This is a genomic window from Nocardia sp. NPDC050712, assembly GCF_040654295.1.
Classification (GTDB): Bacteria; Actinomycetota; Actinomycetes; order Mycobacteriales; family Mycobacteriaceae; genus Nocardia.
On record NZ_JBFAHT010000004.1, the window covers coordinates 902,254 to 926,612 of the forward strand.

Consider the following 24,359-nt stretch of genomic DNA (forward strand, 5'->3'; position numbering starts at 1 on the left):
CAGCCTGATGTAATGGGTCAGTGCATTTCAACCCTTACGGCGGCGCGGCCGCGGAACTGGCCGCCCAGCTGGTGAATTCGACGCCCGAGACCGACTTGCAGCAGCTGCTGGACGACGCGGACTACAAACCGCTCGGCGCGCTGGACCCGGCACAGGTCGGTGCGTTGCGCCGCTGGATCCGCCGGCTCGACGCGGCCTTCGACGCGCCCTCGGTCGAGCTGCTCAACGGATTGCTGGCCGAGACCACCAGCGAGCCCTACATCTCGACCCACGACGGACGCGAGCCGCACCTGCACTTCTCCCGGATCGACCTGCCGACGGTCGAGCGCGTCAAGGCCTACACGGCGATGGGCCTCGCGGAGTTGTACTGCGCGGCACCGGACCGGATCGGGCGGTGCGCGCGGCCGGGATGTTCGTGGGTGTTCGTGGATACCTCACGCAATGGGCGGCGGCGGTTCTGTACCACCCGATGCTCCAACCGGGTTCATGTGGCGGAGCACCGGCGCGGGCGGTCAGGCCCCGGAGGCGGTAGCGCAGCGTAACCACGCAGGGGCCCCGCCCGCGCCGTGGCACACACAGTGAACGGGCGAGCTAGATCGAGGTGCGCTGGCCGGCGCGGAAGCCGGGCAGCTGGTCGGCGACGATCCAGCGGCCGTAGGTCTTCGCGCCGGTGTCGTCGTCGCGGCGGATCGCGCTGACCCAGGTCGGGCGCGCCATGGTGGCCGCGCGCTGGCCGCGGCCGATCAGCGGCACCTGTTGCGCCACAAGGTAATAGTCGCCTTCGCCATTGGGCTCGGGTAGGTATTCGCAGAGTTGCTCGGCCGCGTCACCGAGGTGCGCGGCGGCGACCACGCCACTCCACGGCCGGGAGTCCTCGTCGCGCACGACGACCGCCGAGACGGTCCACATGCGATTGCCGGTTGGGTGCTGCTGAGGATCGGCAGTATCTCCCGCGCCTGCGTACGTGTTGTCGATCATCTTGCACCTCCGGTTGCTGCCCGGGGGAGGCCGAGCCTCCCGGTCTAGCTTATTGCGCTCGCGGCCGATTCGAGGGAATTCATAGGAGAACTGGCCTGCAAATGAGTGTATCGCCCTCTCAGCTGATCTTGGCGCAATTTTCTCGGCTGAAACACGTTCTCGTGCAGCCTGATTCATATGAATTCCGGTAACAGGTGTGGCACCGGTTACTGTGGTTGACACGTTCGACCTGACGAGGTGACCGCATGGATGGCTGGCCTGTCACCGTCGCGCTTCCGATCGCGCTGGCACTCATCATGTTCGGACTCGGCTTGGCCCTGCGCGTGGCGGATTTCGCCCGCGTCGTGAAATACCCGAAAGCCGTGGTGGTGGCGCTGAGCTGCCAGCTCGTGGTGCTGCCGCTGATCGCCTTCGGCCTGGTGCAACTGCTGGGCCTGGCGCCGCAATTGGCGGTCGGGGTGCTGCTGCTGGCCGCCTCCCCCGGCGGCGCGACGGCGAATCTGCTGAGCCATCTGTTCCACGGCGATGTCGCGTTGAATGTCACGCTGACGGCGGTGAATTCGGTGATCGCGGTGGTGACGTTGCCCTTGGTCACCAACTTCGCGCTGGAGTATTTCGCACCCGCCGGCGCGGGCGGGCTCGGATTGCAGTTCGGCAAGGTGCTGCAGGTATTCCTGATCGTGCTGGTGCCGGTGGTCGCGGGCATGCTGACCCGGCGGTGGGCGCCGCGGTTCGCGCACGCGATGGACCGCCCGGTGCGGATCGGATCGCTGGTGTTCCTGGCCCTGATCACGGTGGCCGCACTGATCGCCGAGCGCGCGAACATCCTGGACTACGTGCTCCAGGTCGGCCTGGTGATGGTGCTGTTCGCCGTCGCCAGCCTGGTGATCGGTTACTGGGCGCCCACAATCGCAGGCGTGCGGCACGAGCAGGCGATCGCCTGCTCGATGGAGGTCGGCATCCACAACAGCACGCTGGCGATGACGATCGCGATCAGCCTGCTCGACGACGTGCGGATGGCGGTGCCGGCCGGGGTCTACGGCGTGGCGATGGCGCCGCTGGCGCTCGGTGCGGGCCTGCTGATGGCCCGGCGCTCCCGGACCCAGGCCGTGATGGCGGCCGACCCGATTCGGGAGAGCGGCTAGACCGGTGACCGCAGCGGATCGGTGAGCAGGTCGGTGAAGGCCAGTTCGGCGGCGCCGAGCAGGGTGGCGTCGGCGGCCAGCGCCGAGGTGCGCAACCGGACCCGCTCGCGCAGCGCGAGCAGTCCGTCGACCGCGAGCCGGCTGCGGACCTGCGCGGCGGAGGCCAGGTAGACCTCGCGCAGCACGCCACCGAACACCACCACCGACGGATTGAAGATGTTGACCAGATTGGCCACGCCGTACCCGAGCCAGTCCCCCACCTGGTGCAGGGCGTCGCGGGCGCGGATGTCGCCGCGCGCGGCGGCTTCCACGATCGCCTCGACCACCGCCCGGCCCGGCGGATCGGTGCGCCCGGCCGCCGCGATCAGGGCGAGCTCGCCCGCCTCGGCCTCCAGACAGCCGCGCGACCCGCAGGCGCAGGGCCGCCCGCCGGGGTTCACGATCATGTGACCGACCTCGCCGCCGTAGCCGCCCTCGCCGCCGATCAGATTGCCGCCCAGGATGATTCCGCCGCCGATACCGATATCGCCGTGCAAATAGATCAGGTTCTCGACGTCCACGCCGACGCCGCGTTCCCGCTCGGCGAGCGCGCCGAGATTGGCGTTGTTGCCGACCACCACCGCCAGGCCGAGTTCCTCGGACAGCAGCGCGCCGATGGGGACGTCGACCCAGCCGATGTTCGGTCCGTAGCGCACCACGCCGTCGGACTGGCGGACCATCCCGCAGAACGCGACGCCGACCCCGGCGCAGCGCGAGTCCGGCCCGGCGCTCTCGATCATGGTGCGCGCCATCCGCGCCAGCGCGGCGATCACCTCGTCCGGATCGAAAGCGCGACTGGTGCGCGGAGTCTCGACGCGCTCGAGCACCGCGCCGCCGAGCCCGACCCGGCCCGCGACCAGCCGGTCCGCGCCGACGTCGAGGGCCACCACATAGACCTGCTCGGACGGGCGCACCACCAAAGAGGGGCGGCCCGCTTTACCGGTCTGGCCGGGCAGTTCTTCGCTGACCAGTCCGGCCGCCGCAAGATCGGCGGTCAGGGCCAGGATGGTGCTGCGGTTCAAGCCCATTCGCTCGGCCAGCACGGCCCGTGACATCGGGCCGCCGCGATGGATGTGGCGCAGCAGCACCGCCAGATTGCGCCGCCGGATCTCCTCCGGTGAGGGGGCCGCTCGCATGGTGATCGTCCCCCCTCTCCCTAACTGTGGGATTGCGCCCGCTTGCGCGACAACGCGTCCACGCCCGCGGCCAACAGCAGCACGAATCCTGTCACAACGAATTTCGTACCAGCACTGAAGCCCATCAGCCCCATGCCGTTGTTGATCACCGCCACCACGGCGGCGCCGAGTACCGCGTCCAGCATCCGCCCGCGCCCGCCGAACAGGCTGGTACCGCCGATGACGGCCGCGCCCACCGCGGTGAGCAGCACATCGCTGCCGCCGGTATTGGGGTCGACGGAGTTGGCGCGCGACGCGGCGATCAGACCGCCGACCGCCGCCATGGTCGAGCACAGCACGAACGCGGTGATCTTGATGCGGTCCACATTGATGCCGGCCCGGCGGGCGGCCTCGGCGTTCCCGCCGACCGCGTAGATGTGGCGTCCGAACGCGGTGCGGCGCAGCACGAATGTCCACAGCAGCAGCAGCGCCGCGATCAGCGGCACCACGATCGGCATGCCCTGCAACGAGTTCATCACCGGGTTGCGGCTGCGTTCGTCGTTGAGCACGCCCACGACGATGCCGACCACGAGCGCGACCGCCGCGATCCGCAGCGCGATCACCGGCAGCGTCTCGCCGGTGAGCCCGAGTTTGGTGCGGGCCCGCAGCTTCCGGAACTGGATGACCGCGAACCCGGCCAGCAGGATCGCGTACATCACCCACCCGAGCAGCGGCGGGACGTTCTTGTTGGCGATCGCCACGATGGTCGGGTCGGCGATCGAGATATTGCGCCCGTTGTCCATGATCTTCAGCGCGACGCCCTGCAACGCCAGGAACGCCGCGAGGGTGACCACGAACGACGGGATCCCGATCCGCACCACGACCGCGCCGATCGTCAAGCCGATCGCGACACCGGTCAGCAGCGCGGCGACCACGGCCGCGTACCAGGGCCAGCCCTTGTCGGTGAGCAGCACCGCCAGCACCGCCGCGCAGACGCCACTGGTGAACCCGGCCGAGAGGTCGATCTCGCCGAGCAGCAGCACGAAGATCAGGCCCATCGCGATCACCGCGATCGCCGCGCCCTGAGTGAACAGGTTCGCGAAGTTGGCCTGGGTCAGGAAGACCGGGCGAGCGACGGAGAAGATCACCGACAGCACGATCAGCGCGATCACCGACGGCAGTGCGCCCATGTCGCCGCTGCGCACCCGGACGACGTAGGAGTTCACCAGGTCGGTGAACGGCGCAGTTTTGGCCGCGGGTTCTTTGGTGAGCGCCACGCTCATCGGCCGGCTCCGTTCGTGCTCAAGCCGAGTTCGCCGCTGCGGCCGGCGGTGATCAGTTCGACGATCTGGGCGTGGGTGACATCGGAGGTCCGCACCTGGGCGGCCATGTGGCCCAGGTACAGCGCGGCGATCCGGTCGGAGACCGCGAAGACGTCGTTCATGTTGTGCGAGATGAGCACGACGGCCAGGCCGCGGTCGGCCAGGGTGCGGACCAGTTCGAGCACCTGCTGGGTCTGGGCGACGCCGAGCGCGGCGGTCGGCTCGTCCAGGATCACGACCTTGCTGTTCCAGAGCACGGCCTTGGCGATGGCGACGGTCTGGCGCTGGCCGCCGGACAGGCTGGACACCTGCTGGCGCACCGACTTCACCGTGCGCACCGACAAGCCCGCCAGTGTCTTTCCGGCCAGCTCCTCCATGCCGTACTCGTCGAGGACCAGCCCGTGCCGGCGCTCCCGCCCGAGGAACATGTTCTGCACGATGTCGAGGTTGTCGCAGAGCGCGAGGTCCTGGTAGACGATCTCGATGCCGAGCGCGGCCGCGTCGCGGGGGCTGTGCACGTGCACCGGGGATCCCTCGAACAGGAACTCGCCCGCGTCGATGGGGTGGGTGCCGCCGATGCATTTCACCAGCGTCGATTTGCCCGCGCCGTTGTCGCCGACGAGCGCGGTCACCTCACCCGCGTGCGCGGTGAAGGCCACGTCGTGCAGCACTTGGACCGCGCCGAAACTTTTGTCGATACCCCGTAATTCGACGATCGGGGGGTTTGTCATTCGGAAACTCCCTGGGGGGGATGGCAGTCGGCGGAGCTTGCGGAGCCGACGGGGCGGGTAAACGCAGCCCCTTCCGCGGTCCCCTCATCGAAACCGCGGAAGGAGCGTGGTGCGGTGGGTGCGTCAGATTCCGTTGTCCGCGCAGAGTTTCGCGACGTCGCCGGTGCACAGCTCGCTCTTGGAGACGTAGCCGTCGGCGATCACGTCCTTGACGTTGGCCTTGTAGATCGGCTTGGGCTCGAGCAGCACCGAGGGCACGTCCTTCTTGGATTCCGGGTCCGCCACCGTGCCGTTGGTGGTGCCCTTCTCGCCCTTGGTCAGCGCGATCGCCAGTTCCGCGGCCGCGGCGGCTTCCTGCTTGATCGCCTTGTACACCGTCATGCACTGGTCACCGGCGAGCACGTTCTGCAGGCCCTGCACCGTGGCGTCCTGGCCGGTGACCGGGACCTGCCCGTTCAGCTTCTGCTTCTTCAGCACCGCGATGGCCGCGTTGGCCATGCCGTCGTTGGCCGCGGCCACGCCGCCGAGATTCGGGGTGCCGGTCAGCATCTGCTCGAAGATGGTGCCCGCCTTGGTGTTGTCCCACTCCGGCACGGCCTGGTCCGGGCCCTTCAGGAAATCACCCGAGTCGAACTTCGGCTTCAGGACGCCGTCGTAGCCGCTGCGGAACAGCGTGGCGTTGTTGTCGGTCGGGCCGCCGTTCAGGTACGCGACGACCGGCTTCTGCGCGTTCTTGTCGGTCAGGCACTTGACCAGGCCCTCGCCGATCAGGTTGCCCACCTTCACATTGTCGAAGGAGACGTAGTACGCCGCGTTGCCGCCGAGGGTGAGCCGGTCGTAGTCGACGACGGTGACGCCCTGCGAGCGGGCCTTCTCGATGACGGCCTTGCCGGTGCCGCTGTCCAGGTTGGTGATCAGCAGGACCTTCGCGCCGTTGGTGATCATCTGGTCGGCGATGGTCTGGAACGCGCCCTTGTCGCCCTGCGCGTTCTGGATGTCGGCCTTCACCCCCGCCTTGTCGAACGCCTCCTGCAGGTACTTCCGGTCGGCGGTTTCCCAGCGCGCGGAAGTCTTGCTGTCCGGCAGGATCACCCCGATCTCGGCGCCGGAACCCGTGCTGCCCTCGTCGTCGCCACAGCCGGTCAGTGAGGTGAGCAGCGCGGCCGAAACAGCGGTGATGGTGAGAATGCCCTTGCGCATGGTGGGCCTTTCATCGGACCTCCGGGCAACCCCGGGACGGTCGAGTCGAGCGAATGTTGTTCGCTGCAACATATTCCACTGTGACCTGGCGCACAACCAATTCGGGAAAATCGGTCAGGTCGCGTCGTGGAACACGAGGCCCAGGGTGTGGCGCGTGCCGGAGCGCAGCACGCTGACGCCGTGTCGCATCGGGGCGATGGACCAGCCGCGCTTGCTCGGCACCGGGCGATCGCGGGTGGTGAAGACCAGGCCGTGCCCGGGCGGGACGCGGGTGGCGTAGCCGCGCGACTGCGCCCGGGCCCGCTGCTCGACCATCAGGAACTCGCCGCCGGCGTAGTCCGCGTCCAGGCCGATCACGACCTGGAGCGGAAAGACCATTTCGCCGAACACATCCCGGTGCAGGGCGTTCCAGTCGCCCGGGCCGTAGCGCAGCAGGATCTGCGCGGAGCGGTCCTGCCCGGCCGCGTGGCACCGCGCGAGCCACTCGTCGAGCGAGTCCGGCCAGGGTGCCGGGCGGCCGAGCTTGTCGGCCCAATCCCGCGCGATCGGCAGCAGTTTCGGATAGAACGCCTGCCGCAGCTCGGCCACGACGGGCGGCAGGTCGTGGGTGAAGTAGCGGTACCGGCCCGATCCGAAACGGTGCCGGGCCATGTCGACGGTCGTGCGGAACCGGTCGTCCTGCGCGAAGTACCCGGCGATCTCCCGGCAGCGGCCCGGAGTGAGCAGCGGGCCGGTCAGCGCGTGGCCGTACTCGCCGAGCTCCGCGGCGAGCGCGGGCCAATCCTGCGCGGCCACCGCCGAATTCGCGACCTCAAGCACCGAGCAGCACCCCCTCGAGTTCCAGCAACCGCTGCTTGCGCTCCAGGCCGCCCGCGTACCCGGGTCATCGCGCCGTTCGCGCCGATCACCCGGTGACACGGCCGCACGATCAGCAGCGGGTTGGCCCCGATCGCCGCCGCGACCGCCCGCACCCGCTCCCGCGGCGCGCCGATCCGCGCGGTGATCTCGCCGTAGCTGACGGTCGTCCCGTACGGAATGTCGTCCAGCGCCGCCCACACCCGCCGCTGGAATTCGGTGCCGTGATCCGCGGACGCCAGCGCGAACCGCGTCAGCTCACCGGCAAAGTACGAACGCAGTTGCGCGGCGACCTCCGCGAAAGCCGCCGGATCGTCGTTCCGGCGCTCCGGCACCACTCCGTCCACCATGGACACCGAGGTCAGCACCACACCATCGGCGGTGCGCTCACCCGCCAACCGCAACTCCCCCAGCGGGCTGTCCACATCCGCGTGCACCGTCATCTCCGACTCCTCTCGTCAACGTCCTGACCCCAATCTGCAGCACCCCCGGCGCATCGGCTGGCGGAATTCAGACACGGCACTGACGCGGAAACCGGCCGCCCGGGCACTCCCCTCCATGGATGCCCGGACGGCCCGGCGCACCGCGGTGAGCCGACTAGAACGCTACGAAGCGACACGCCATCCGGGCGCCGCCATTCGCGGCGTTCCGACCGAATGGCCAGGCCGGAGCGTCGCGCGAGCTTTCCGGACCGGACACCATCCCGCGGAATTGCGTGCGCCGAAGTCGTTGTCGCCCCGGAGCCGGTTGGCATCGAGCACAATTCGGCGAGGGCCTTCCCGGTGGCGGACTAGGGTCGGGCGTATGGCCGTGCGAGCGAAGATTTGCGGGATCAGGTCCGAACACGATCTTCGGGTGGCGGTGGCGGCGGGAGCCGACGCGGTCGGATTCATCTGCGGGGTGACGCATTTCAGTGAGGATGCGCTCGAGGTCGAGGAGGCGGAGCGGCTGGCGGGGCTGGTGCCGCCGTTCGTGAGCCGGGTGCTGGTGACGCATCTGGAGGAGGCCCAGGAGATCGTCGAGCTGGCGGACCGGGTGGGGGTGGACACGATTCAGGTGCACGGCGTGGTCGGCGCCGATGTGGTGCGGCAGGTCCGCAAGGGCGCGCGAGGGCGGCGGATCGTCAAGGCGGTGCACGTGACGGGGCCCGAGGCGCTCTACGTCGCGCGCGAGGAGGCGGTGGATTGCGATGCGGTGCTGCTGGACTCGCGAACCATGGACCGGCTCGGCGGGACCGGGCAGACGCACGACTGGTCGATCAGCGCGCAGATCGCGGCGGAGCTGCACTGCCCGGTGATCCTCGCGGGCGGGCTGACCCCGGCGAACGCCGGTGCGGCGATCGGCGTGGTCGCCCCGTTCGCGATCGACGTCAACAGCGGCGTGGAGGACGAGGCGGGCAATAAACACCCGGAGGCGTGCGCGGCATTCGTGCGCGCGGCGCACCGCGACACCGATGCCGAAATTGTGTAAATCAATGTTTCAATTTCAATCGCGCACACCGCGAATGGGGTAAATGTGAGCAGATGAGATCTGCCACTGCCCTGAAGACCATAGTCGCCGGCGGTGCCGCCGTGGCGATCGCTCTGCTCTCCGCCTGCGGTTCGCCCCCGGCCGACAAGGACGCCAAGGGGTCCGGAAACACCTACGGCGCCGGTGACGCGAAGTTCCGCGCCTGCATGGTGACCGACGCGGGCGGCGTGGACGACAAGTCGTTCAACGAGTCCGGCTGGAACGGGGTCAAGGCGGCGGTCGACGCCAACAAGGAGATCTCGGGCAGCTACCGCCAGTCCAACAGCACCGCCGACTACGAGCCCAACCTGCGCGCCTCGGCCGACGACGAGAAGTGCGGCCTGGTCATCGGCGTCGGCGGCCTGATGGCCGACGCGATCACCACCGTCGCCAAGGAGAACCCGAACAAGCGGTTCGCCCTCGTCGACTCGCACGTCGACCTGCCCAACGTGTACTCGATGGAGTTCAACGCGGCCCAATCCTCGTACCTGGCGGGCTATCTCGCGGCCGGCACCACCAAGACCGGAAAGGTCGCCACCTGGGGCGGCATGCAGATCCCGGCCGTCACCATCTTCATGGACGGCTTCGCCGCCGGTGTCGCCAAGTACAACCAGACACACAACACCAATACCGCGGTACTCGGCTGGGACACCCAGGCCCAGAAGGGTTCGTTCACCGGCAATTTCGACGACACCAGCGCGGGCCGCTCGCTCACCGAGAACTTCCTGGCCCAGGGCGCGGATGTGATCCACCCGGTGGCCGGGCCGGTCGGCCTCGGTGGCGCCTCCGCCATCAAGGACGGCGGCAAGGCCACCATGATCTGGGTGGATTCCGATGGCTACGAAGCGGTTCCGGAGTACAAGCAGATCATCGTGTCCTCCTCGATGAAGGACATCTCCTCGGCGATCCGGGTCTCGATCGACAACGCCTTCAAGGAGGGCGCCAAGGACGGCCGCTACATCGGCACCCTGAACAACAAGGGTGTGGCGCTGGCGCCGTTCCACGATTTCGACAGCAAGGTCCCCGAGGCTCTGAAGCAGGAACTGAAGCAGCTGGAGGCCGACATCATCGCGGGCACCGTGGTGGTCACCTCGCCCGCCGCGCCGAAGCCCTAGCGTATGCGCCTCGAATTACGCGGCCTGACCAAGAAATTCGGCGACTTCGTCGCGGACGACGCGATCGACCTGGAGGTACTGCCGGGTCAGATCCACGCCGTCCTCGGCGAGAACGGCGCGGGCAAATCCACGCTGATGAACATGCTGTACGGGATTCTGGAACCCACCGACGGACAGATCCTGATCGATGGCGCGCCGGTGCGGTTCCGCTCCCCCGGCGATGCCATCGCCGCCGGGATCGGCATGGTGCACCAGCATTTCAAGCTGGTGGGCCCGTTCAGCGTCGCCGACAACGTCCAGCTGGGCCGCGAGCACGCCCGGGCCGGGATCCTGAATCGCGGCGCGGCCCGGCAGGCGGTGCGCGAGGTCTCCGAACGCTATGGGCTGGCACTGGATCCGGACGCGATCTGCGAGAACCTGCCCGTCGGCGTGCAGCAGCGGGTGGAGATCGTCAAGGCGCTGTCGGGGCACACCGAATTGCTGATCCTGGACGAACCCACCGCGGTGCTCACCCCGCCGGAGGTCGCCGAATTGCTGGCGATCATGCGGAATCTGGCGGCCGCGGGCATGTCGATCATCTTCATCAGCCACAAGCTGAAGGAGGTGAAGGCGGTCGCGGACACCATCACCGTCATCCGGCGCGGCAAGGTGGTCGCCGAGGCCGCGCCGACGGACGGCGAGGCGGAACTGGCCGCCGCCATGGTGGGCCGTGAGGTCTCGCTGACGGTGGCCAAGACGCCCGCCGCACCGGCCGGAAACGCCTTGGAGATCAAGGATCTCACCGTGCTCGACGATCGGGGCAGCGCCGTCCTGGACGGGCTGAACCTGACCGTGCGCGCGGGTGAGATCGTCGGCCTGGCGGGTGTGGAGGGCAACGGCCAGACCGAACTGGCCCGCGCCATCCTGGGCACCCTCGCCCCCGCGTCCGGCTCGATCGAGATGACCGGCGCGGAGGTCACCCGCTGGCATCCGTACCGGCGCATCGCGGCCGGGCTGGGCTACATCCCGGAGGACCGCGCCCGGGACGGGCTGGTCGGCGATTTCACCGTCGCCGAGAACATCGCGCTCAATCAGTACCGCGAGCCGCCGCTGTCACGGCGCGGTGTGGTCGACGACGCCGCGGTCCGAGCCGTCGCCACACAAGCCATCGCGGAGTTCGACATTCGCACCCAGGGCCCCGAGGAGCTGGTCACCGCGCTCTCCGGCGGCAACCAGCAGAAGGTCATCATCGCGCGCGAATTCTCCCGGCCGCGCAAGGTGCTGGTGGCCGCGCAGCCGACCCGCGGCGTGGACATCGGCGCCATCGAGTTCATCCACGCCCGGCTGGTCGCCGAGCGCGACACCGGCACCGCGGTGCTGCTCATCTCCGCGGAGCTGGATGAGATTCTGGCGCTGTCGGATCGGGTGGCCGTCATCTACAACGGCCAGATCGTGGGCGAGGTGGCGCCCGACAGCCCGCGCTCCGACATCGGCCAGCTCATGATCGGACACCGACCCGAGACCTCGTCAGGCGACGCGTGAACACGACAACCGAACCGGACACCGAATCGAGCCGGAAGGGCTTCGGCCCCACCTTCGTTCGCTATCTGACCGAAGCCAACAGCGTGATGGTGACGGTCTACTCGCTGCTGCTGGCCTTCGTCATCGGCGCGCTCCTCATCATCGTCTCCGATCCCGGCGTGCGCGGCACCTTCGGTTACCTGTTCGCGCGCCCGGGCGATGCGGTCAGCGCCTGCTGGTATGCCGTGAGCACGGCCTATCAGGATCTTTTCGAAGGCTCGATCCTCGATGTCGGCCGCCTGCAACAGTTCCTGGAGGGCGAGGCCACGCTCGCCCAGGTGCTGCGCCCGATCTCGGAGACCCTGACCTACGCCACGCCGCTGCTGTTCACCGGGCTGGCGGTCGGGCTCGCGTTCCGGGCGGGGCTGTTCAATATCGGCGCGCAGGGCCAGTTCATCTTCGGCCTGCTCGGCGCGCTCATCGTCGGCTTCGCGGTGGATCTCCCCCCGCTGCTGCATCTTCCGCTGGCGCTGCTCGCGGGCGGCCTGGCGGGCGGCTTCCTCGGCGCGATCCCCGGCTATCTCAAGGCGAGAACCGGTGCGCACGAGGTCATCTCGTCGATCATGCTGAACAACATCGCCACCTACTTCCTGATGTGGGCACTGGGTACGACATTCATCCATTCGGTGACCTCCCAGGAGCTGGTCTCCAAACCGGTCGACGGCTCCGCACGGCTGCCGCAGCTGCTCGGCTGGGCCGGGTCGGGCCTGCGGGTCAGCGTCGGACTGCTGCTCGGGCTGGCCCTCGCCGCCGGAACCTGGTGGCTGCTCAGCAGATCCACCTTCGGCTTCCGCATCCGCGCGGTGGGCGCCAACGCCAACGCCTCGCAGACCGCGGGCATGGATATCGGGCGCACCTTCACCACCACCATGGCCGTGGCCGGCGGGCTGGCCGGGCTCGGCGGCGCCGCGCTGGCACTCGGGTTGAGCCCGTACACGGTCAACCCCGGCACCGCGGTGGAATACGGCTTCGACGGCATCACCGTGGCCCTGCTCGGCCGCGCGCATCCGGGTGGGATCGTCGCCGCCGCACTGCTTTTCGGGGCGCTCAAGTCCGGCACGCTGCACATGCAACCCGCCATCCCGGTGGAGATGTCCACGCTGCTGCAAGCCGTCATCGTGCTGTTCATCGCCGCACCCTCGCTGGTCAAAACCCTGCTGCGGCTGCGGACACCGCGCGGCGGGCTCAACACTCTGGAAGCGAGGGGCTGGTGAACGCATCGACCGGCACCGAAGAACAGATCGCGGTGCCCGACAAGCTCTTCCGGCGGCACACCGCCGGCGGGTTCGGGCTCTGCGGCACAGGCGTCGTGCTGGGCGGGCTGGGCCTGCTGCTGATCGAGGGCGGCCGGACCACCACCTATCGGCTGGACCAGACCGTCGACTCGAGCTGGACGGTGAGCACCCTGGCCGTGGTCTCGGTGCTGAGCGTCCTCGCGGTGCTGGCCGGGGCGGCGCTGCTCGTGCTGCCGGCGCCGCTGCTGCGCCGCTCGGACAGCGCGCTGATCGGCGGCGGGGTCGCCGCGCTCGTCGTCGGAGCGCTGTCCTGGACCGTCACCCCCGGTGTCGGCTTCCCGGTCGAATTCGTCTTGGCCACCACACTTTTCCTGGCGCTGCCGTTCATCTTCGGCGCGCTGTCGGGCGTCGTCGCGGAACGCTCCGGCGTGATCAACCTCGGTATCGAGGGGCAGTTCCTCACCGGGGCGTTCACCGCCGCGCTGCTGGCCTCGATCAGCGGCAACGCCTATGTCGGCATGCTGGCCGCCACGCTGAGCGGCGTCTGCTCGACGCTGCTGCTGGCCTGGCTGGCCACCCGGTTCCAGGTCAACCAGGTCGTCACCGGCATCATCCTGAACCTGCTCGCGCTGGGCCTGACCGGCTTCCTCTACGAGCGGCTGATGCGCGCCGACGGCTCGCTCAATCAGCCCGCCACCGTGCAGCGGGTCGGCGACTCGCTGGGCTTCCTGGCCCGCATCCCGATCCTCGGGCCGGTGCTGTTCGACCAGAACATCTTCGTCTACGTGGCGCTGGTCTGCGTGTGCGTGGTGTCCTATCTGCTGTTCCGCACCAGCTGGGGCCTGCGCACCCGCGCCGTCGGCGAGCACCCCGCCGCCGCCGACGCGGCCGGCATCAATGTCAACCGGCTGCGCTTCTGGAACGTCACCCTGGCCGGCGCGCTCTCCGGTTTCGGCGGGGCGTTCTTCACCATCGCCAACAATGTGTCGTTCAGCAAGAACATGACCGCGGGCCTCGGCTTCGTCGCCCTGGCGGTGATGATCGTGGGCCGCTGGCATCCCTTCGGCGTGCTGGCCGCCGCCCTGCTCTTCGGCTTCTCCAGCGCCCTGCAACGGTTCCTCAACACCATGCCCGGCAACCCCATCCCCACCGAGTTCCTGGGCATGCTGCCCTACGCGGTCACCCTGGTGGTGGTGGCCGGGTTCATCGGCCGGGCGGTGGCGCCGGCCGCCGACGGTATTCCGTACACGCCCGGGAGCAAATAGCCGCGGGTTGACCTTCGAGTTACCTGAGGCTCCATGATGGCCGGGTGACCAGAAAACGTAGCGCACAGGCCCTGTCATTCAAGACAGTAATAGCACATTCGTTCGAATCATACGGACAGGAATGATAGCTTGTCGCCATGACATCGAAGGTGGTGAAGCGGGCATACAAGTACCGCTTTCATCCGACCCGCGAGCAGGCCCACCAGCTCGCGCAAACCTTCGGTTGCGTCCGCTACGTCTACAACCGGGCCTTGACCGAGCGGTCCCGCGCATGGACGCAGGAGCAGCGCCGCGTTTCCCACGCGGAAACCGACAAAATGCTCACCGCGTGGAAACGCGATCCCGAAACCGAGTGGCTCACCGAGCCCTCCAAGGGGCCGCTGCAGGCGACTCTACGGAACCTGCAAGGCGCTTTCGACAAGTTCTGGCGCAAGCAAACCGCATACCCGAAGTTCAAGAAGAAGGGCAAATCGCGAGATTCGGCTACCTACTTCGCCAACTGCTTCTCCTACCGCGATGGTCACCTGAAGTTGGCGAAGCAATCCGAACCGTTGAACATCCGCTGGTCGCGTCCACTGCCCGAAGGCGTCATGCCATCACAGGTGACGGTATCCACGGATTCAGCAGGGCGCTACTTCGTGTCGATCCTGGTCGAGGACACAATCACCGAACATGCGGCCACGGACGCGACGTTGGGCGTGGACGCTGGGATCACTTCCCTCTACGTGTTCTCAACCGGGGAGAAGGTTGCGAATCCTCGGCACGAGAAGAAGGACCGCACCCGGTTGGCGAACACTCAGCGGGTGTTGGCGAAGAAACAAAAGGGCTCCGCGAATCGGGCGAAGGCCCGATTGAAGGTGGCTCGGGTTCATGCGCGAATCGCGGATCGGCGCAGGGATCACCTGCACAAACTCTCGACTCGGTTGGTGCGCGAAAACCAAGTGATCGCCATCGAGGATTTGAGCGTGCGGAACATGGTCCGGAATCATTCGCTGGCGCGGGCGATCTCGGATGCGTCGTGGTCGGAATTCCGGTCGATGTTGGAGTACAAGGCGGATTGGTACGGGCGCACGGTCGTGGCGATCGACCGGTTCTATCCGTCTTCGAAGACCTGCTCGGCCTGTGGGCGGATCGCGGACAAGATGCCGTTGAACATTCGGGAATGGACGTGCCGGTGTGGCGCGCTCCACGATCGGGATGTGAACGCAGCCATAAATATGCGCGCCGCAGGGCTTGCGGTGCTCGCCTGTGGAGATGGTGTGAGACCATCCCGCAGCTGATGCGGGAAGGCAACTGTCGATGAAACAGGAACCCCCTGTCGTGAGGCAGGAAATCCAGGTCCGTCAGGGCCGGGAGGAAGTCAATGAGTTGACGATCGGCGCGATGGCCCGGGCCACCGGTGTGACCGCCAGCGCGCTGCGGTTCTACGACGATTGCGGGCTGCTGCCGCCCGCCCGGGTAGACCCCGCCACGGGCTATCGGTACTACACCGAGGAGCAGTGCGGGCAGGCGGTGGTTATCCGGCGGCTACGCGAGATCGAGGTGCCGCTGGAGCTGGTTGTCCGGATCCTCGCGGCGGAGCCCGCCCAGGCGGCGCGACTGCTCGATGAGCACGTGGCGGGTTTGCAGCAGCGGGCCCGAGCGGCGGCGGCGGTCGCCGCGGCGATCAAGCGGGGACTCGGCGGGGTCGTCGTGCCCGGGGCGGCGCTGGCCGAGGCCTTCGAGCAGGTGCGCGCCGCGGCCGCGACCGGGGGCGAATTCCCGGTGCTGACCGGGGTTTTCCTCGAGGCCGACGGCTCGGCCCTGACCTTGACCGCGACGGATCGGTATCGCCTGTCGACCCGGACGCTGGTGCCGCGGCAACCGGCCGCCCCCTGGTCCGCGGTGGTGGCGGCCGCGGATCTGGCGGCGGCCGGTGCCTGGTTGCGGGCGGGCGCCGAGGTCGGCCTCGCGGTCGAGGACGGTGCGCTGACGCTGACCGCCACCGGCGGGGTGCGGCGGTGCGCGCTGATCGACGAACCGTTCCCGGACTACCGGGCGGTGCTCGCGGGTCTGGCGCCGGTCCGCACGCGCGTGGTGGCCGAGCGCGCGGCGCTGCTCGCGACGGCGAGCACGGGTCCGCTGGTGCTGTCCATCACCGAATCGGTGCTCACCGTGCGTGATTCGCGCGGCGCTCGCGCGCTTCCCGCGGTCGTCCGGGGCGCACCCCTGGACATCGCCTTCGATCCCGAGGTCTTGCGCGCGGCCCTGACCAGTGCCGTCGGGCCCGAGGTCATGCTCGATCTCGCCGCCGCCGACCAGCCGGCGATGCTCCGGTCGGCCACCGACGGTGACCTCACCACGCTGGTCATGCCCGTACACCTGCCCTGATCATGTTGAGCGACAAGGAGATTCCCATGAGTACCACAAGTGCCGACCCCACGATGGAAGCCATCATGCGAGCCGTCACGCTGGGCCGCGCCGGCGATCCGCAGCGCGCCCGTACCGAACTGGACGATATCTGGAAAGGCCTTGGCCCGCAGGGTGATCCGCTGCACCGCTGCACCCTGGCCCACTTCCTGGCCGATCTCCAGGACGACGCCGCGCAGGCGCTCGCCTGGGACGTACGGGCCCTGGACGCCGCCGACAGCCTGACGAATGACCGTGCGCGGCAGCATCATTCGACTCTCGACGTGGCAGGGTTCTATCCCTCGCTGCATCTCAACCTGGCCGACAACTACCGGCAGCTCGGTTCGTTCGAGGCCGCGCGGCGCGCCCTCGACGCCGCCCGCGCCTGCCTGCACACCTTGGGCCAGGACGGCTACGGCACGATGCTGCGCGGCGCGGTCGAGGAGATCGAGTCCGCTATCCGCGCCGGCGACACAGCCCGGCGCGCGACCGCACCCTGAGCCGCGCCTCGCACCCGGCAACCGGGTGCGAAGCCGGCCGGGCGCATCAGGACAGCGACGCGAGCGTGACGACGGGGATGACGCGACTGGTCTTCTCCGCGTACTCGGCGAAGCCCGGCATGACCTCGACCATCGCGGCGTAGAGGCGGTCGCGCTCGGGCCCCTCGGTGATCGCGGTGCCTTCGGCCTGGAACTTGTCGGTGCCGAGCTCGACCGTGACCTCCGGGTTGGCCAGGATATTGTAGTACCAGTCGGGGTTGGTGGGCGCGCCGGCCTTGGAGGCGATGATCACGATGCGCTCGCCGTCGCGGACGTAGGCGAGCGGCGAGGTCCGCGGCAGACCGGAGGTCCGGCCCGTGCTCGTCAGCAGCAGCAGATCGCGGCCCTCGAACGGTCCGCCGACCTTGCCGGAGTTGGCCCGGAATTCCTCGATGATGTTCGCGTTCCAGTCGTTGGCCACAGGGTTCCCTTCCTCGGATTGATCCTAGGAACGTACCGACCCCGCCGCCGAATTCCCGGCAGCCGCACCCGAATCAGCGGGCGCGGGTTCCCGTCAGCGTCTTGTGCAGGTTGGTGCGCATGGTGGTGGCGGTGTCGAGCAGGTAGTTCTGGCGCACCTTCCAGGGATGCCGGTCGCCCTGGCGCGGGAAGTCCGCGATGGAGCGCTGGACATAACCCGAGGCCAGGTCCAGCAGCGGGCGCTCGCCGAGGGTGCCCTCGGGTTCGGGGACCACGGCCGCGAAACGGTTGCGGTCCATGTGGCGCAGCACCTTGCACACCAGCCGGTGCGTGAGGTCGGCGCGCAGGGTCCAGGAGGCGTTGGTGTAGCCCAGGCAGACCGCGAAGTTGGGGATGCCGGTGAGCATGGCGCCCTGCCAGACGAATTGGTCGGCCAGTTCGACCTTGCGGCCGTCGACGATGGGCGTGATGCCGCCGAAGGCGAGCAGTTGCAGGCCGGTCGCGGTGACGACGACATCGGCCGCGAGCACCCGGCCCGACCGCAGCCGGATGCCCTCGGGGACAAAGGTTTCGATCTGATCGGTGACGACCTCGGCCTTGCCCTTCTTCATCGCTTTGAAGAAGTCGGCGTCGGGCACCGCGCAGAGCCGCTGATCCCACGGGTCGTAGGACGGCGTGAAGTGCTCGGCGACCAGCTTCTCGTCTTTGAGGATGCGCGTGGTCAGACCGGTGAGCAGCTTGCGCGCGGCCGCCGGCCGGCGACGGCAGTACTGGTAGAAGCCGATATTGAACAGGATGTTCTTGGTGCGGATCACCCGGTGCGCGAGGTCCGGCGGCAGCAGCTCGCGGATCTTGTCGGCCTGCTTGTCGCGGCCGGGGACCGCGCTGATCCAGGTCGGGCTGCGCTGCAGCATGGTGACCGAGGCCGCCGTGTCGGCCATGGCGGGAACCAGGGTGACTGCGGTGGCGCCGCTGCCGATCACCACGACGCGCTTGCCGGCGTAGTCGAGGTCCTCGGGCCAGAACTGCGGATGCACGGTCTGCCCGGAAAACTCCGCGGCGCCGGGGAATTCGGGCGCGTGGCCCTGGTCGTAGTTGTAGTAGCCCGCGCAGGTGTAGAGGAAGTTACAGGTCAGGGTGCGCTCGCCGGCCTCGGTCGCGACCGTCAGCGTCCACTGCGCTACATCCGAAGACCACTCGGCGGCAACGACTTTGGTGCTGTACCGGATGTGCCGATCGATGCCGAACTCGGCGGCGGTCTCCTTGATGTAGCGCAGGATGGACGGGCCGTCGGCGATCGCCTTCGCGTCCCGCCAGGGCTTGAACGAGTACCCGAGGGTGAACATGTCGGAGTCGGAGCGGATGCCGGGGTACCGGAACAGATCCCAGGTGCCGCCGAGTGCCGCGCGCGCCTCCAGCACCGCGTAGCTCTTGCCGGGGCATTCGGTCTGCAGCCGGTAGGCCGCACCGATGCCGGACAGGCCCGCACCCACGATCACGACATCCACATGGTCCCGAACCTCAGCGTTCATGTCTCCAGTGTGGAAAAGCAGCAGACCGGATTCTTGACTTTGCGCGACAACTATTTGATTCTGGACGACATGTCGGTGATCAGGTCCGCGGGGCTGCGCGGTTTCCGCGCGGTAGTGGCCGAACTCGGCGGCCACGCCGAGGAGCTGGCCGCCGCGGTCGGGCTCCCGATCGCCGCGCTCGACGCCGACGACATCTTGGTCCCCGACGATGCCATGGCCGCGGTGCTCGAACTCGCCGCACACCGCCTGGACTGCGCCGACCTGGGGTTGCGCATCGCCTACCGGCAGGACCTGGACATGCTCGGGCCGCTCGCCCTGGCCATCCGCAACTCACCGACCCTGGCCGACGCGCTGGAGTGCACCTCGCGCTACCTGTTCGTGCACGCGCGTTCGCTGAGCCTGACCATGGAGCCCGATCCGTACGCGGACCGCGGCGTGGTGGCCCTGCGGTACGGTGTGCAGCCCGGCCTGCCGACGCCGGTGCAGGGCACCGATCTGGGTCTGGGATTTCTGCACCGCACCATCCAGCGGCTGGCGGGCGACCGGTACGGCCTGCGCTCGGTCGAACTGCCCTACCACCCGCAAGCCCCGCTGCGGACATACGAGGACTTCTTCGGCGCACCGGTGCGGGTCGGGCGGTCGGCCGCCGTGCTGCGGGTGCCGGGCAACCTCACCGGCAAATCGCTGTCCGGTGGCGACGAGAACCTGCACCGCCTAGCCATCGCGTTCCTCGCCGAGCAGGCCCGGCACGCGGGCGTCTCGCTCGTGCCGCAGGTGCGGGCGGCCATTCAGCAGCTGCTGGGCACCACGCCGCCCGAAATCGGCATCGTGGCAAAGCTTCTCACGCTGCACCCGCGCACGTTGCAACGCCGGCTCGCCGCGGAGGACACCACGTTCGCGGCCATCCTCGACGATGTCCGCCGCGACGAGGCCCGGCGCTACCTCAGCACGACGGACATGCCGATGACCCAGATCGCCTCGCTGCTCGGCCTTTCCGAGCAGGCCACCTTCACCCGCTGCTGCCGGCGCTGGTGGGGCCTGACCCCCAGCGCCGCGCGCCGGGAGCGCTAGGCGGCCTGCTCGACCTTGCGCACCGCGTCGACGAAGACCTTCTGGAAGGCGGCCTCGTCCAGCGAATCCTTGATCGCGCTCACGCGCACGACCACCGTCGTCCCGCGCAGCACGGCCATGCCCTGGTAACCGACCGAGGTGAGCGGCTTGCCCGAGCCGACGGTCGAGACCGTGGTGGTGAGGTAGGCGATCGCGGTGGCGCCCTTCAAATCGGCGGGCGCGCTGAGGTTTTCGACCTTGGCGGTGGTGCTGATCTGCTTGCCCTCGACCGAGCTGGTCACGGTGACCTCACCGCAGCGCTTGTTGCCGTCGGTGATGGCCTGCAGGTCACCGGTGCGCCCGGCGAGGAACTCGATGTACATGACACCGGACTTGCCGTCGGTGGCGGCGGAGACGGCCGAATCGGTGAGCAGCGTCTTGCTCGCGGTGCCGAGATCCTTGGTGATCGAGGCGCATTCCGCCGGGGTGAGCGTGGCGGTGTCCTGCAGGCCGGCCATGTCCGCGGCGGCCGCCTCCAGCTTGTCCTTGGGCAGCTCCACCTTCCGGGCCCCGGCCGGGAATTCGTCCTGGGTCAGCAGTAGCTGATCGCGCGGCGTGCTCGGCGCCGCCGTGCTGCCCTGTGACGCCGATTCGCTACATCCGGCCAGCAGCAGCGCACCCGCCGCGAGACCCGCCATCCACCGTGCACCCCGCTGATTGATCATGGCGTCAGCATGCCAGCCCCGCACCAGGTCTCGCGCACCGGACCGGACATGACAAAGGCGGCGCGAATCACCTCTAGGCACTGTCCTGGGCGGCCCCTAGACTTCTGCCGCGGATCCGGCATGCGCCGGGATGACCGCGGCGGAGCCGGGTGAGAAAGGGGCCGTATGGACACGGTCAGAGAGGTTGCCGAAGAGGGCAAGCGCCTGATCGATCGGGCATGGCTGGGTGAGCTGTCGCGCGACGAGGCGGTGCACCGGTTCATCCAGGTCGGCGACGGCATGGTCTGCGCGGTGACCGCGCGCGAGATCATCGATGACGGTGTGCGCTGGCTGGATTCCAACGCCACGCGACTACGCGTCCTCGGCTGGTGCGCGCTGCTGGAATTGCCGCTGTTCGGCGGCTTCGCGATGCTGGCGCTCCTGCTCGGCGACTACCTGACCGCCACCCTGGCCATGTTGCTGCTGGTGGCGCTGCAACTGATCCACCGCAAACTCATGCCGCATCCCACCCCCGTCCGGAAGGTGCGCCGCGTCCGTCATTGAGCCGCAGTGGCTTTCGCGTATCGTCGGACGCATGCGGGGCCACGGCCGCGGCGCCTGCTCGCGGGTCGCTCGAATAGGTTTGCTGTTGCTCGCCCTCGTCGCGCTGTCCGCGGTGGCGGGCGTGCCGGTCTACATCCATCCCCAGACCGATCCCCTGCGCCGCGCCGACGCCATCGTGGTGCTCGGCGGCACCGCCTACGAACGCTTCGATCTCGGCCTGGATCTGGCCCGCCGCGGCTACGCGCCGGAGCTGCTGATCTCGCGTTCCACCGGCAACGACGACACGGTGATGGACCGGTACTGCGCCGGTCATTTCGACTTCACCGTGTCCTGTTTCGTCCCCGATCCGTGGACCACCGACGGGGAGGCACAGGAGATCCGCCGTCGCGCACAGCGATTCGGCTGGCACCACCTGATCGTGGTGACCTACACCCCGCACGTATCGCGGGCCCGCTACATCGTGTCCAAGTGTTTCGACGGTGACCTGACGATGGTGGCCAGCCCCAGCGAGTCCGGGCCGAAATTCTGGACCTGGATGTACATCCGCCAGTCGGCCGGGTACGTGCGCGCGTTCCTGCATCGCGGTTGCTGAACACCGACTGAAAATGCCTCTTCCCACTTAGAGTTGCCCCTACCGGCAGCGGTGTAGGGAGGAACGCTGATGCGCATCGACGAGCTGGACACGGTCGCCGACGACGAGCTGACCGCCGACATCTGCGTCATCGGTTCGGGCCCGGCCGGGTTGACCCTCGCCGCCGAGCTCGCCGGGACCTCGCTGCGAGTCCTGGTGCTGGAGAGCGGCGGGCGCGAGCCCAGCGAGCAGGCCAACGCCCTGGACGACATCGACAGCACCGGCGCGGTCCGCGCGGGCACGGGTCGGGTGGCGGGCGATCGAATCCTGGGCGGCAACTCACACAGCTGGAGCGGGCGCTGCGGCCTGCTCGACGACCTCGACTTCGGCGCCCGCCCCTGGGTACCCGGATCCGGGTGGCCGATCACCGATCTGGACCCGTACCTGGAACGCGCGGCCCGCCATGTCGGTATCGGCTACGGCACCGGATTCACCGGCGACGCGTTCTGGGAGCTGGCCGGGCGGGCCCGGCCCCGGGACACCCTCGACCCGAACCGCTTTCGCGCCTACTTCTGGCAGATCAGCCGCGACCCCGTCGATCCGTTCGACTGCAAGCGCTTCGGCAGGCACGTCCGGGAGCTGACCGCACCCAATGTCCGGGTGCTGGTCAACGCCACCGTCACCCATATCGACACCGACGCGGACGGCCGGAAGGTGCTGGCGCTGCAAGTGGCGGGCAGCAAGGCGCGCACCGTCCGCGCCGGGCGCTTCGTGCTGGCCGCGGGCGGCATCAGCACGCCGCGCCTGCTGCTGGCCTCGCGCCGGATCCGCCCGGAGGGGGTCGGCAATCGGCACGGTCTGGTCGGGCGCTACCTGATGGATCATCGCTGCGGCGCGGTCGGCGCGCTGGAACCGGCGCAGGCCCACACCGCGCTGCACCGGTTCGGCAAGTACGTGGTCAAGAGCGCGCACGGGCGGCACACCTTCCTGCACGGCTTGGCCCTGTCCCCGGCCGTGCAGCGGGCCGAGCAGCTGCTGAACTGCGCACTGTGGCTGCAGGAGGTGCCCGCCGACGACGACCCGTGGGAGTCGGTGAAACAGCTGATGCGCGGGCGCGGCACCCGGCACGACGCCCGGGTGGCGCTGGCGAATTCCGGGCTGCTGCTGGCGGGGGCGCGCCGCCGGCTGATCGAGCACGCCGGGCTGCCGCACAAGCTGGACCGCATCGAGGTGCGCTGCATGGTCGAACAGGTCCCCGATCCGGACAGCCGGGTCGCGCTGAGCGAGCGGGTGGATCGGTTCGGGGTGCCGCTGGCCCGGATCGACTGGCGGGTGCACGAACTGGAGGACCGCACCGTCCGCCGGGCCGCGGCACTCGCGGTGGCGGAGTTCGCGCGGCTGGGCTATCCCGAACCGGCGCTCTACGACTGGGCCCGCGCGGACAGCGACGGTCCGGCGCGGCTCACCGACTGGGCGCATCCGACCGGGACCACCCGGATGGCGGCGCGCCCGGACGCGGGGGTCGTCGATACCGACTGCCGGGTGCACGGGGTCGAGAACCTCTACATCGCCGGCAGTTCGGTGTTCCCCACCACCGGACACGCCAACCCGACGCTGACCCTGGTCGCGCTCGCGGTGCGGCTGGCCGACGAACTGCGGCGCGATCGGTGAGCGCACGCCCGGCGCGCTCGAGCGGATAACCTCCGAGCCATGGCGCAGCCGACGAGCGGAGCACATCCCCACGAGCCGCACACCGAGGGGTTCTCGTCCCGCCTGAATTGGCTGCGCGCGGGCGTGCTCGGCGCCAACGACGGCATCGTCTCCACCGCCGGGCTGGTGGTCGGCGTGGCCGCCGCGAACGCGAGCACCGCGGCCATCCTGACCGCAGGCGTCGCCGGACTCGGCGCGGGCGCGATCTCCATGGCGGTCGGCGAATACGTCTCGGTCAGCACCCAGCGCGATTCCGAACGCGCGCTGCTGGCCAAGGAAGCCCGGGAGTTGCGGGAGGAACCGGAGAGCGAGCTGGCGGAATTGGCGGGCATCTACACCGCCAAGGGCCTGACGCCGGAGACCGCGCGCAAGGTCGCCGAGGAGCTCACCGCCCACGATGCCTTCACCGCACATGCCGAAGCCGAGTTGGGCCTGGACCCCGCCGAACTCACCAATCCCTGGCAGGCCGCGGCCTCCTCGGCGGTCTCGTTCACCCTCGGCGCGCTGCTGCCGTTGTTCGCCATCCTGCTGCCGCCCGCGCACCTGCGTATCCCGGTGACCTTCGTCGCGGTGCTGGTCGCGCTGGCCGCCACCGGGTCGGTGAGCGCCCGGCTAGGCGGCAGCGACCGGGGCCGAGCGGTGCTGCGGGTCGTCGTCGGCGGCGCCCTCGCCATGGCCGTGACCTATGGAATAGGCCAGCTGGCAGGTCTTTCCGGAATCTGACGGCCCCGTTTCCCTAGCCGGCGAGCGGGTATCCGCCTATCGAGTTCGATACCACCGCTACGGCCCAGCACCGGGCCGGGAGCCTGTGG

General features: G+C 69.0%; 24 protein-coding genes and 1 pseudogene. 15 read left to right on the forward strand and 10 right to left on the reverse strand.

Annotated features, from left to right (window positions below; all coding sequences use genetic code 11):
• Positions 1–20 precede the first annotated feature (20 nt).
• On the forward strand, positions 21–542 hold the full coding sequence (locus AB0H76_RS32185) for a CGNR zinc finger domain-containing protein (RefSeq protein WP_357330789.1): 522 nt from the start codon (positions 21–23) through the stop codon (positions 540–542).
• Between the two features lie 49 nt (positions 543–591).
• On the opposite strand, the gene AB0H76_RS32190 is transcribed toward AB0H76_RS32185, so the two are convergent.
• Entirely contained in the window at positions 592–978 is a 387-nt protein-coding gene (locus AB0H76_RS32190; RefSeq protein WP_357330790.1) for a hypothetical protein, read from the reverse strand.
• Positions 979–1,223: 245 nt separating this feature from the next.
• Between AB0H76_RS32190 and AB0H76_RS32195 the strand changes: the two genes are divergently transcribed.
• Positions 1,224–2,123, forward strand: a complete 900-nt coding sequence (locus AB0H76_RS32195) for a bile acid:sodium symporter family protein (RefSeq protein WP_357330791.1) — start codon at positions 1,224–1,226, stop codon at positions 2,121–2,123.
• On the opposite strand, the gene AB0H76_RS32200 is transcribed toward AB0H76_RS32195, so the two are convergent.
• From AB0H76_RS32200 to AB0H76_RS32225, 6 genes and pseudogenes are all read right to left on the reverse strand, one after another.
• Positions 2,120–3,298, reverse strand: a complete 1,179-nt coding sequence (locus AB0H76_RS32200; protein WP_357330792.1) for an ROK family protein — start codon at positions 3,296–3,298, stop codon at positions 2,120–2,122. The two genes, AB0H76_RS32195 and AB0H76_RS32200, sit on opposite strands and share 4 nt — an antisense overlap.
• 20 nt (positions 3,299–3,318) lie before the next feature.
• Positions 3,319–4,560 (reverse strand): ABC transporter permease, encoded by a 1,242-nt coding sequence (locus tag AB0H76_RS32205; protein WP_357330793.1) that lies wholly within the window; start codon positions 4,558–4,560, stop codon positions 3,319–3,321.
• Positions 4,557–5,330, reverse strand: a complete 774-nt coding sequence (locus tag AB0H76_RS32210; RefSeq protein ID WP_357330794.1) for an ATP-binding cassette domain-containing protein — start codon at positions 5,328–5,330, stop codon at positions 4,557–4,559. Before AB0H76_RS32210 ends, AB0H76_RS32205 begins: the two co-directional genes overlap by 4 nt.
• A 123-nt stretch (positions 5,331–5,453) precedes the next feature.
• On the reverse strand, positions 5,454–6,530 hold the full coding sequence (locus tag AB0H76_RS32215; protein WP_357330795.1) for a substrate-binding domain-containing protein: 1,077 nt from the start codon (positions 6,528–6,530) through the stop codon (positions 5,454–5,456).
• A gap of 114 nt (positions 6,531–6,644) precedes the next feature.
• Entirely contained in the window at positions 6,645–7,349 is a 705-nt protein-coding gene (locus AB0H76_RS32220) for a 2OG-Fe(II) oxygenase (RefSeq protein WP_357330796.1), read from the reverse strand.
• Positions 7,342–7,828: pseudogene (locus tag AB0H76_RS32225) on the reverse strand (methylated-DNA--[protein]-cysteine S-methyltransferase). The gene AB0H76_RS32220 and the pseudogene AB0H76_RS32225 overlap by 8 nt, the downstream one beginning before the upstream one ends.
• A gap of 361 nt (positions 7,829–8,189) precedes the next feature.
• Between AB0H76_RS32225 and AB0H76_RS32230 the strand changes: the two are divergent.
• From AB0H76_RS32230 to AB0H76_RS32265, 8 genes are all read left to right on the forward strand, one after another.
• Complete coding sequence (locus AB0H76_RS32230) at positions 8,190–8,855, forward strand: phosphoribosylanthranilate isomerase (protein ID WP_357330797.1); 666 nt, start codon at positions 8,190–8,192, stop codon at positions 8,853–8,855.
• 53 nt (positions 8,856–8,908) lie between these two features.
• Positions 8,909–10,009, forward strand: a complete 1,101-nt coding sequence (locus AB0H76_RS32235) for a BMP family ABC transporter substrate-binding protein (RefSeq protein ID WP_357330798.1) — start codon at positions 8,909–8,911, stop codon at positions 10,007–10,009.
• A 3-nt stretch (positions 10,010–10,012) separates the two neighbouring features.
• The gene (locus tag AB0H76_RS32240; protein WP_357330799.1) at positions 10,013–11,530 is read left to right on the forward strand and encodes an ABC transporter ATP-binding protein; all 1,518 of its coding nucleotides are present in this window, start codon (positions 10,013–10,015) and stop codon (positions 11,528–11,530) included.
• Positions 11,527–12,783, forward strand: a complete 1,257-nt coding sequence (locus tag AB0H76_RS32245) for an ABC transporter permease (protein ID WP_357330800.1) — start codon at positions 11,527–11,529, stop codon at positions 12,781–12,783. Before AB0H76_RS32240 ends, AB0H76_RS32245 begins: the two co-directional genes overlap by 4 nt.
• On the forward strand, positions 12,780–14,069 hold the full coding sequence (locus AB0H76_RS32250; protein WP_357330801.1) for an ABC transporter permease: 1,290 nt from the start codon (positions 12,780–12,782) through the stop codon (positions 14,067–14,069). Before AB0H76_RS32245 ends, AB0H76_RS32250 begins: the two co-directional genes overlap by 4 nt.
• Positions 14,070–14,206: 137 nt before the next feature.
• Entirely contained in the window at positions 14,207–15,349 is a 1,143-nt protein-coding gene (locus AB0H76_RS32255; RefSeq protein WP_357330802.1) for an RNA-guided endonuclease TnpB family protein, read from the forward strand.
• A 40-nt stretch (positions 15,350–15,389) separates the two neighbouring features.
• Positions 15,390–16,439, forward strand: a complete 1,050-nt coding sequence (locus AB0H76_RS32260) for a MerR family transcriptional regulator (protein ID WP_357330803.1) — start codon at positions 15,390–15,392, stop codon at positions 16,437–16,439.
• A 26-nt stretch (positions 16,440–16,465) separates the two neighbouring features.
• A complete protein-coding gene (locus tag AB0H76_RS32265) occupies positions 16,466–16,957 on the forward strand; it encodes a hypothetical protein (RefSeq protein ID WP_357330804.1) in 492 nt (163 codons plus the stop codon).
• A gap of 46 nt (positions 16,958–17,003) precedes the next feature.
• Here the strand turns inward: AB0H76_RS32265 and AB0H76_RS32270 are convergent, their stop codons facing one another.
• Together AB0H76_RS32270 and AB0H76_RS32275 are read right to left on the reverse strand one after the other, a co-directional pair.
• Positions 17,004–17,417, reverse strand: a complete 414-nt coding sequence (locus AB0H76_RS32270) for a nitroreductase family deazaflavin-dependent oxidoreductase (protein WP_357330805.1) — start codon at positions 17,415–17,417, stop codon at positions 17,004–17,006.
• 73 nt (positions 17,418–17,490) lie between these two features.
• A complete protein-coding gene (locus AB0H76_RS32275; protein ID WP_357330806.1) occupies positions 17,491–18,948 on the reverse strand; it encodes an NAD(P)/FAD-dependent oxidoreductase in 1,458 nt (485 codons plus the stop codon).
• A 9-nt stretch (positions 18,949–18,957) separates the two neighbouring features.
• On the opposite strand from AB0H76_RS32275, the gene AB0H76_RS32280 reads away from it, so the two are divergent.
• Positions 18,958–20,019: an AraC family transcriptional regulator gene (locus AB0H76_RS32280; RefSeq protein ID WP_357330807.1), complete on the forward strand. Its 1,062-nt coding sequence runs from the start codon at positions 18,958–18,960 to the stop codon at positions 20,017–20,019.
• Here AB0H76_RS32280 and AB0H76_RS32285 read toward each other — a convergent pair.
• The gene (locus AB0H76_RS32285; RefSeq protein ID WP_357330808.1) at positions 20,016–20,723 is read right to left on the reverse strand and encodes a DUF5642 family protein; all 708 of its coding nucleotides are present in this window, start codon (positions 20,721–20,723) and stop codon (positions 20,016–20,018) included. The two genes, AB0H76_RS32280 and AB0H76_RS32285, sit on opposite strands and share 4 nt — an antisense overlap.
• 165 nt (positions 20,724–20,888) lie before the next feature.
• Here AB0H76_RS32285 and AB0H76_RS32290 point away from each other — a divergent pair, with 165 nt between their 5' ends.
• The 4 genes from AB0H76_RS32290 to AB0H76_RS32305 all read left to right on the forward strand — a co-directional run bounded on the left by AB0H76_RS32290 (position 20,889) and on the right by AB0H76_RS32305 (position 24,270).
• Positions 20,889–21,266 (forward strand): hypothetical protein, encoded by a 378-nt coding sequence (locus AB0H76_RS32290; RefSeq protein ID WP_357330809.1) that lies wholly within the window; start codon positions 20,889–20,891, stop codon positions 21,264–21,266.
• A gap of 31 nt (positions 21,267–21,297) precedes the next feature.
• Positions 21,298–21,858 (forward strand): YdcF family protein, encoded by a 561-nt coding sequence (locus tag AB0H76_RS32295; RefSeq protein WP_357330810.1) that lies wholly within the window; start codon positions 21,298–21,300, stop codon positions 21,856–21,858.
• Between the two features lie 69 nt (positions 21,859–21,927).
• Positions 21,928–23,508: a GMC family oxidoreductase gene (locus AB0H76_RS32300; RefSeq protein WP_357330811.1), complete on the forward strand. Its 1,581-nt coding sequence runs from the start codon at positions 21,928–21,930 to the stop codon at positions 23,506–23,508.
• Between the two features lie 39 nt (positions 23,509–23,547).
• A complete protein-coding gene (locus AB0H76_RS32305; RefSeq protein WP_357330812.1) occupies positions 23,548–24,270 on the forward strand; it encodes a VIT family protein in 723 nt (240 codons plus the stop codon).
• Positions 24,271–24,359 lie beyond the last annotated feature (89 nt).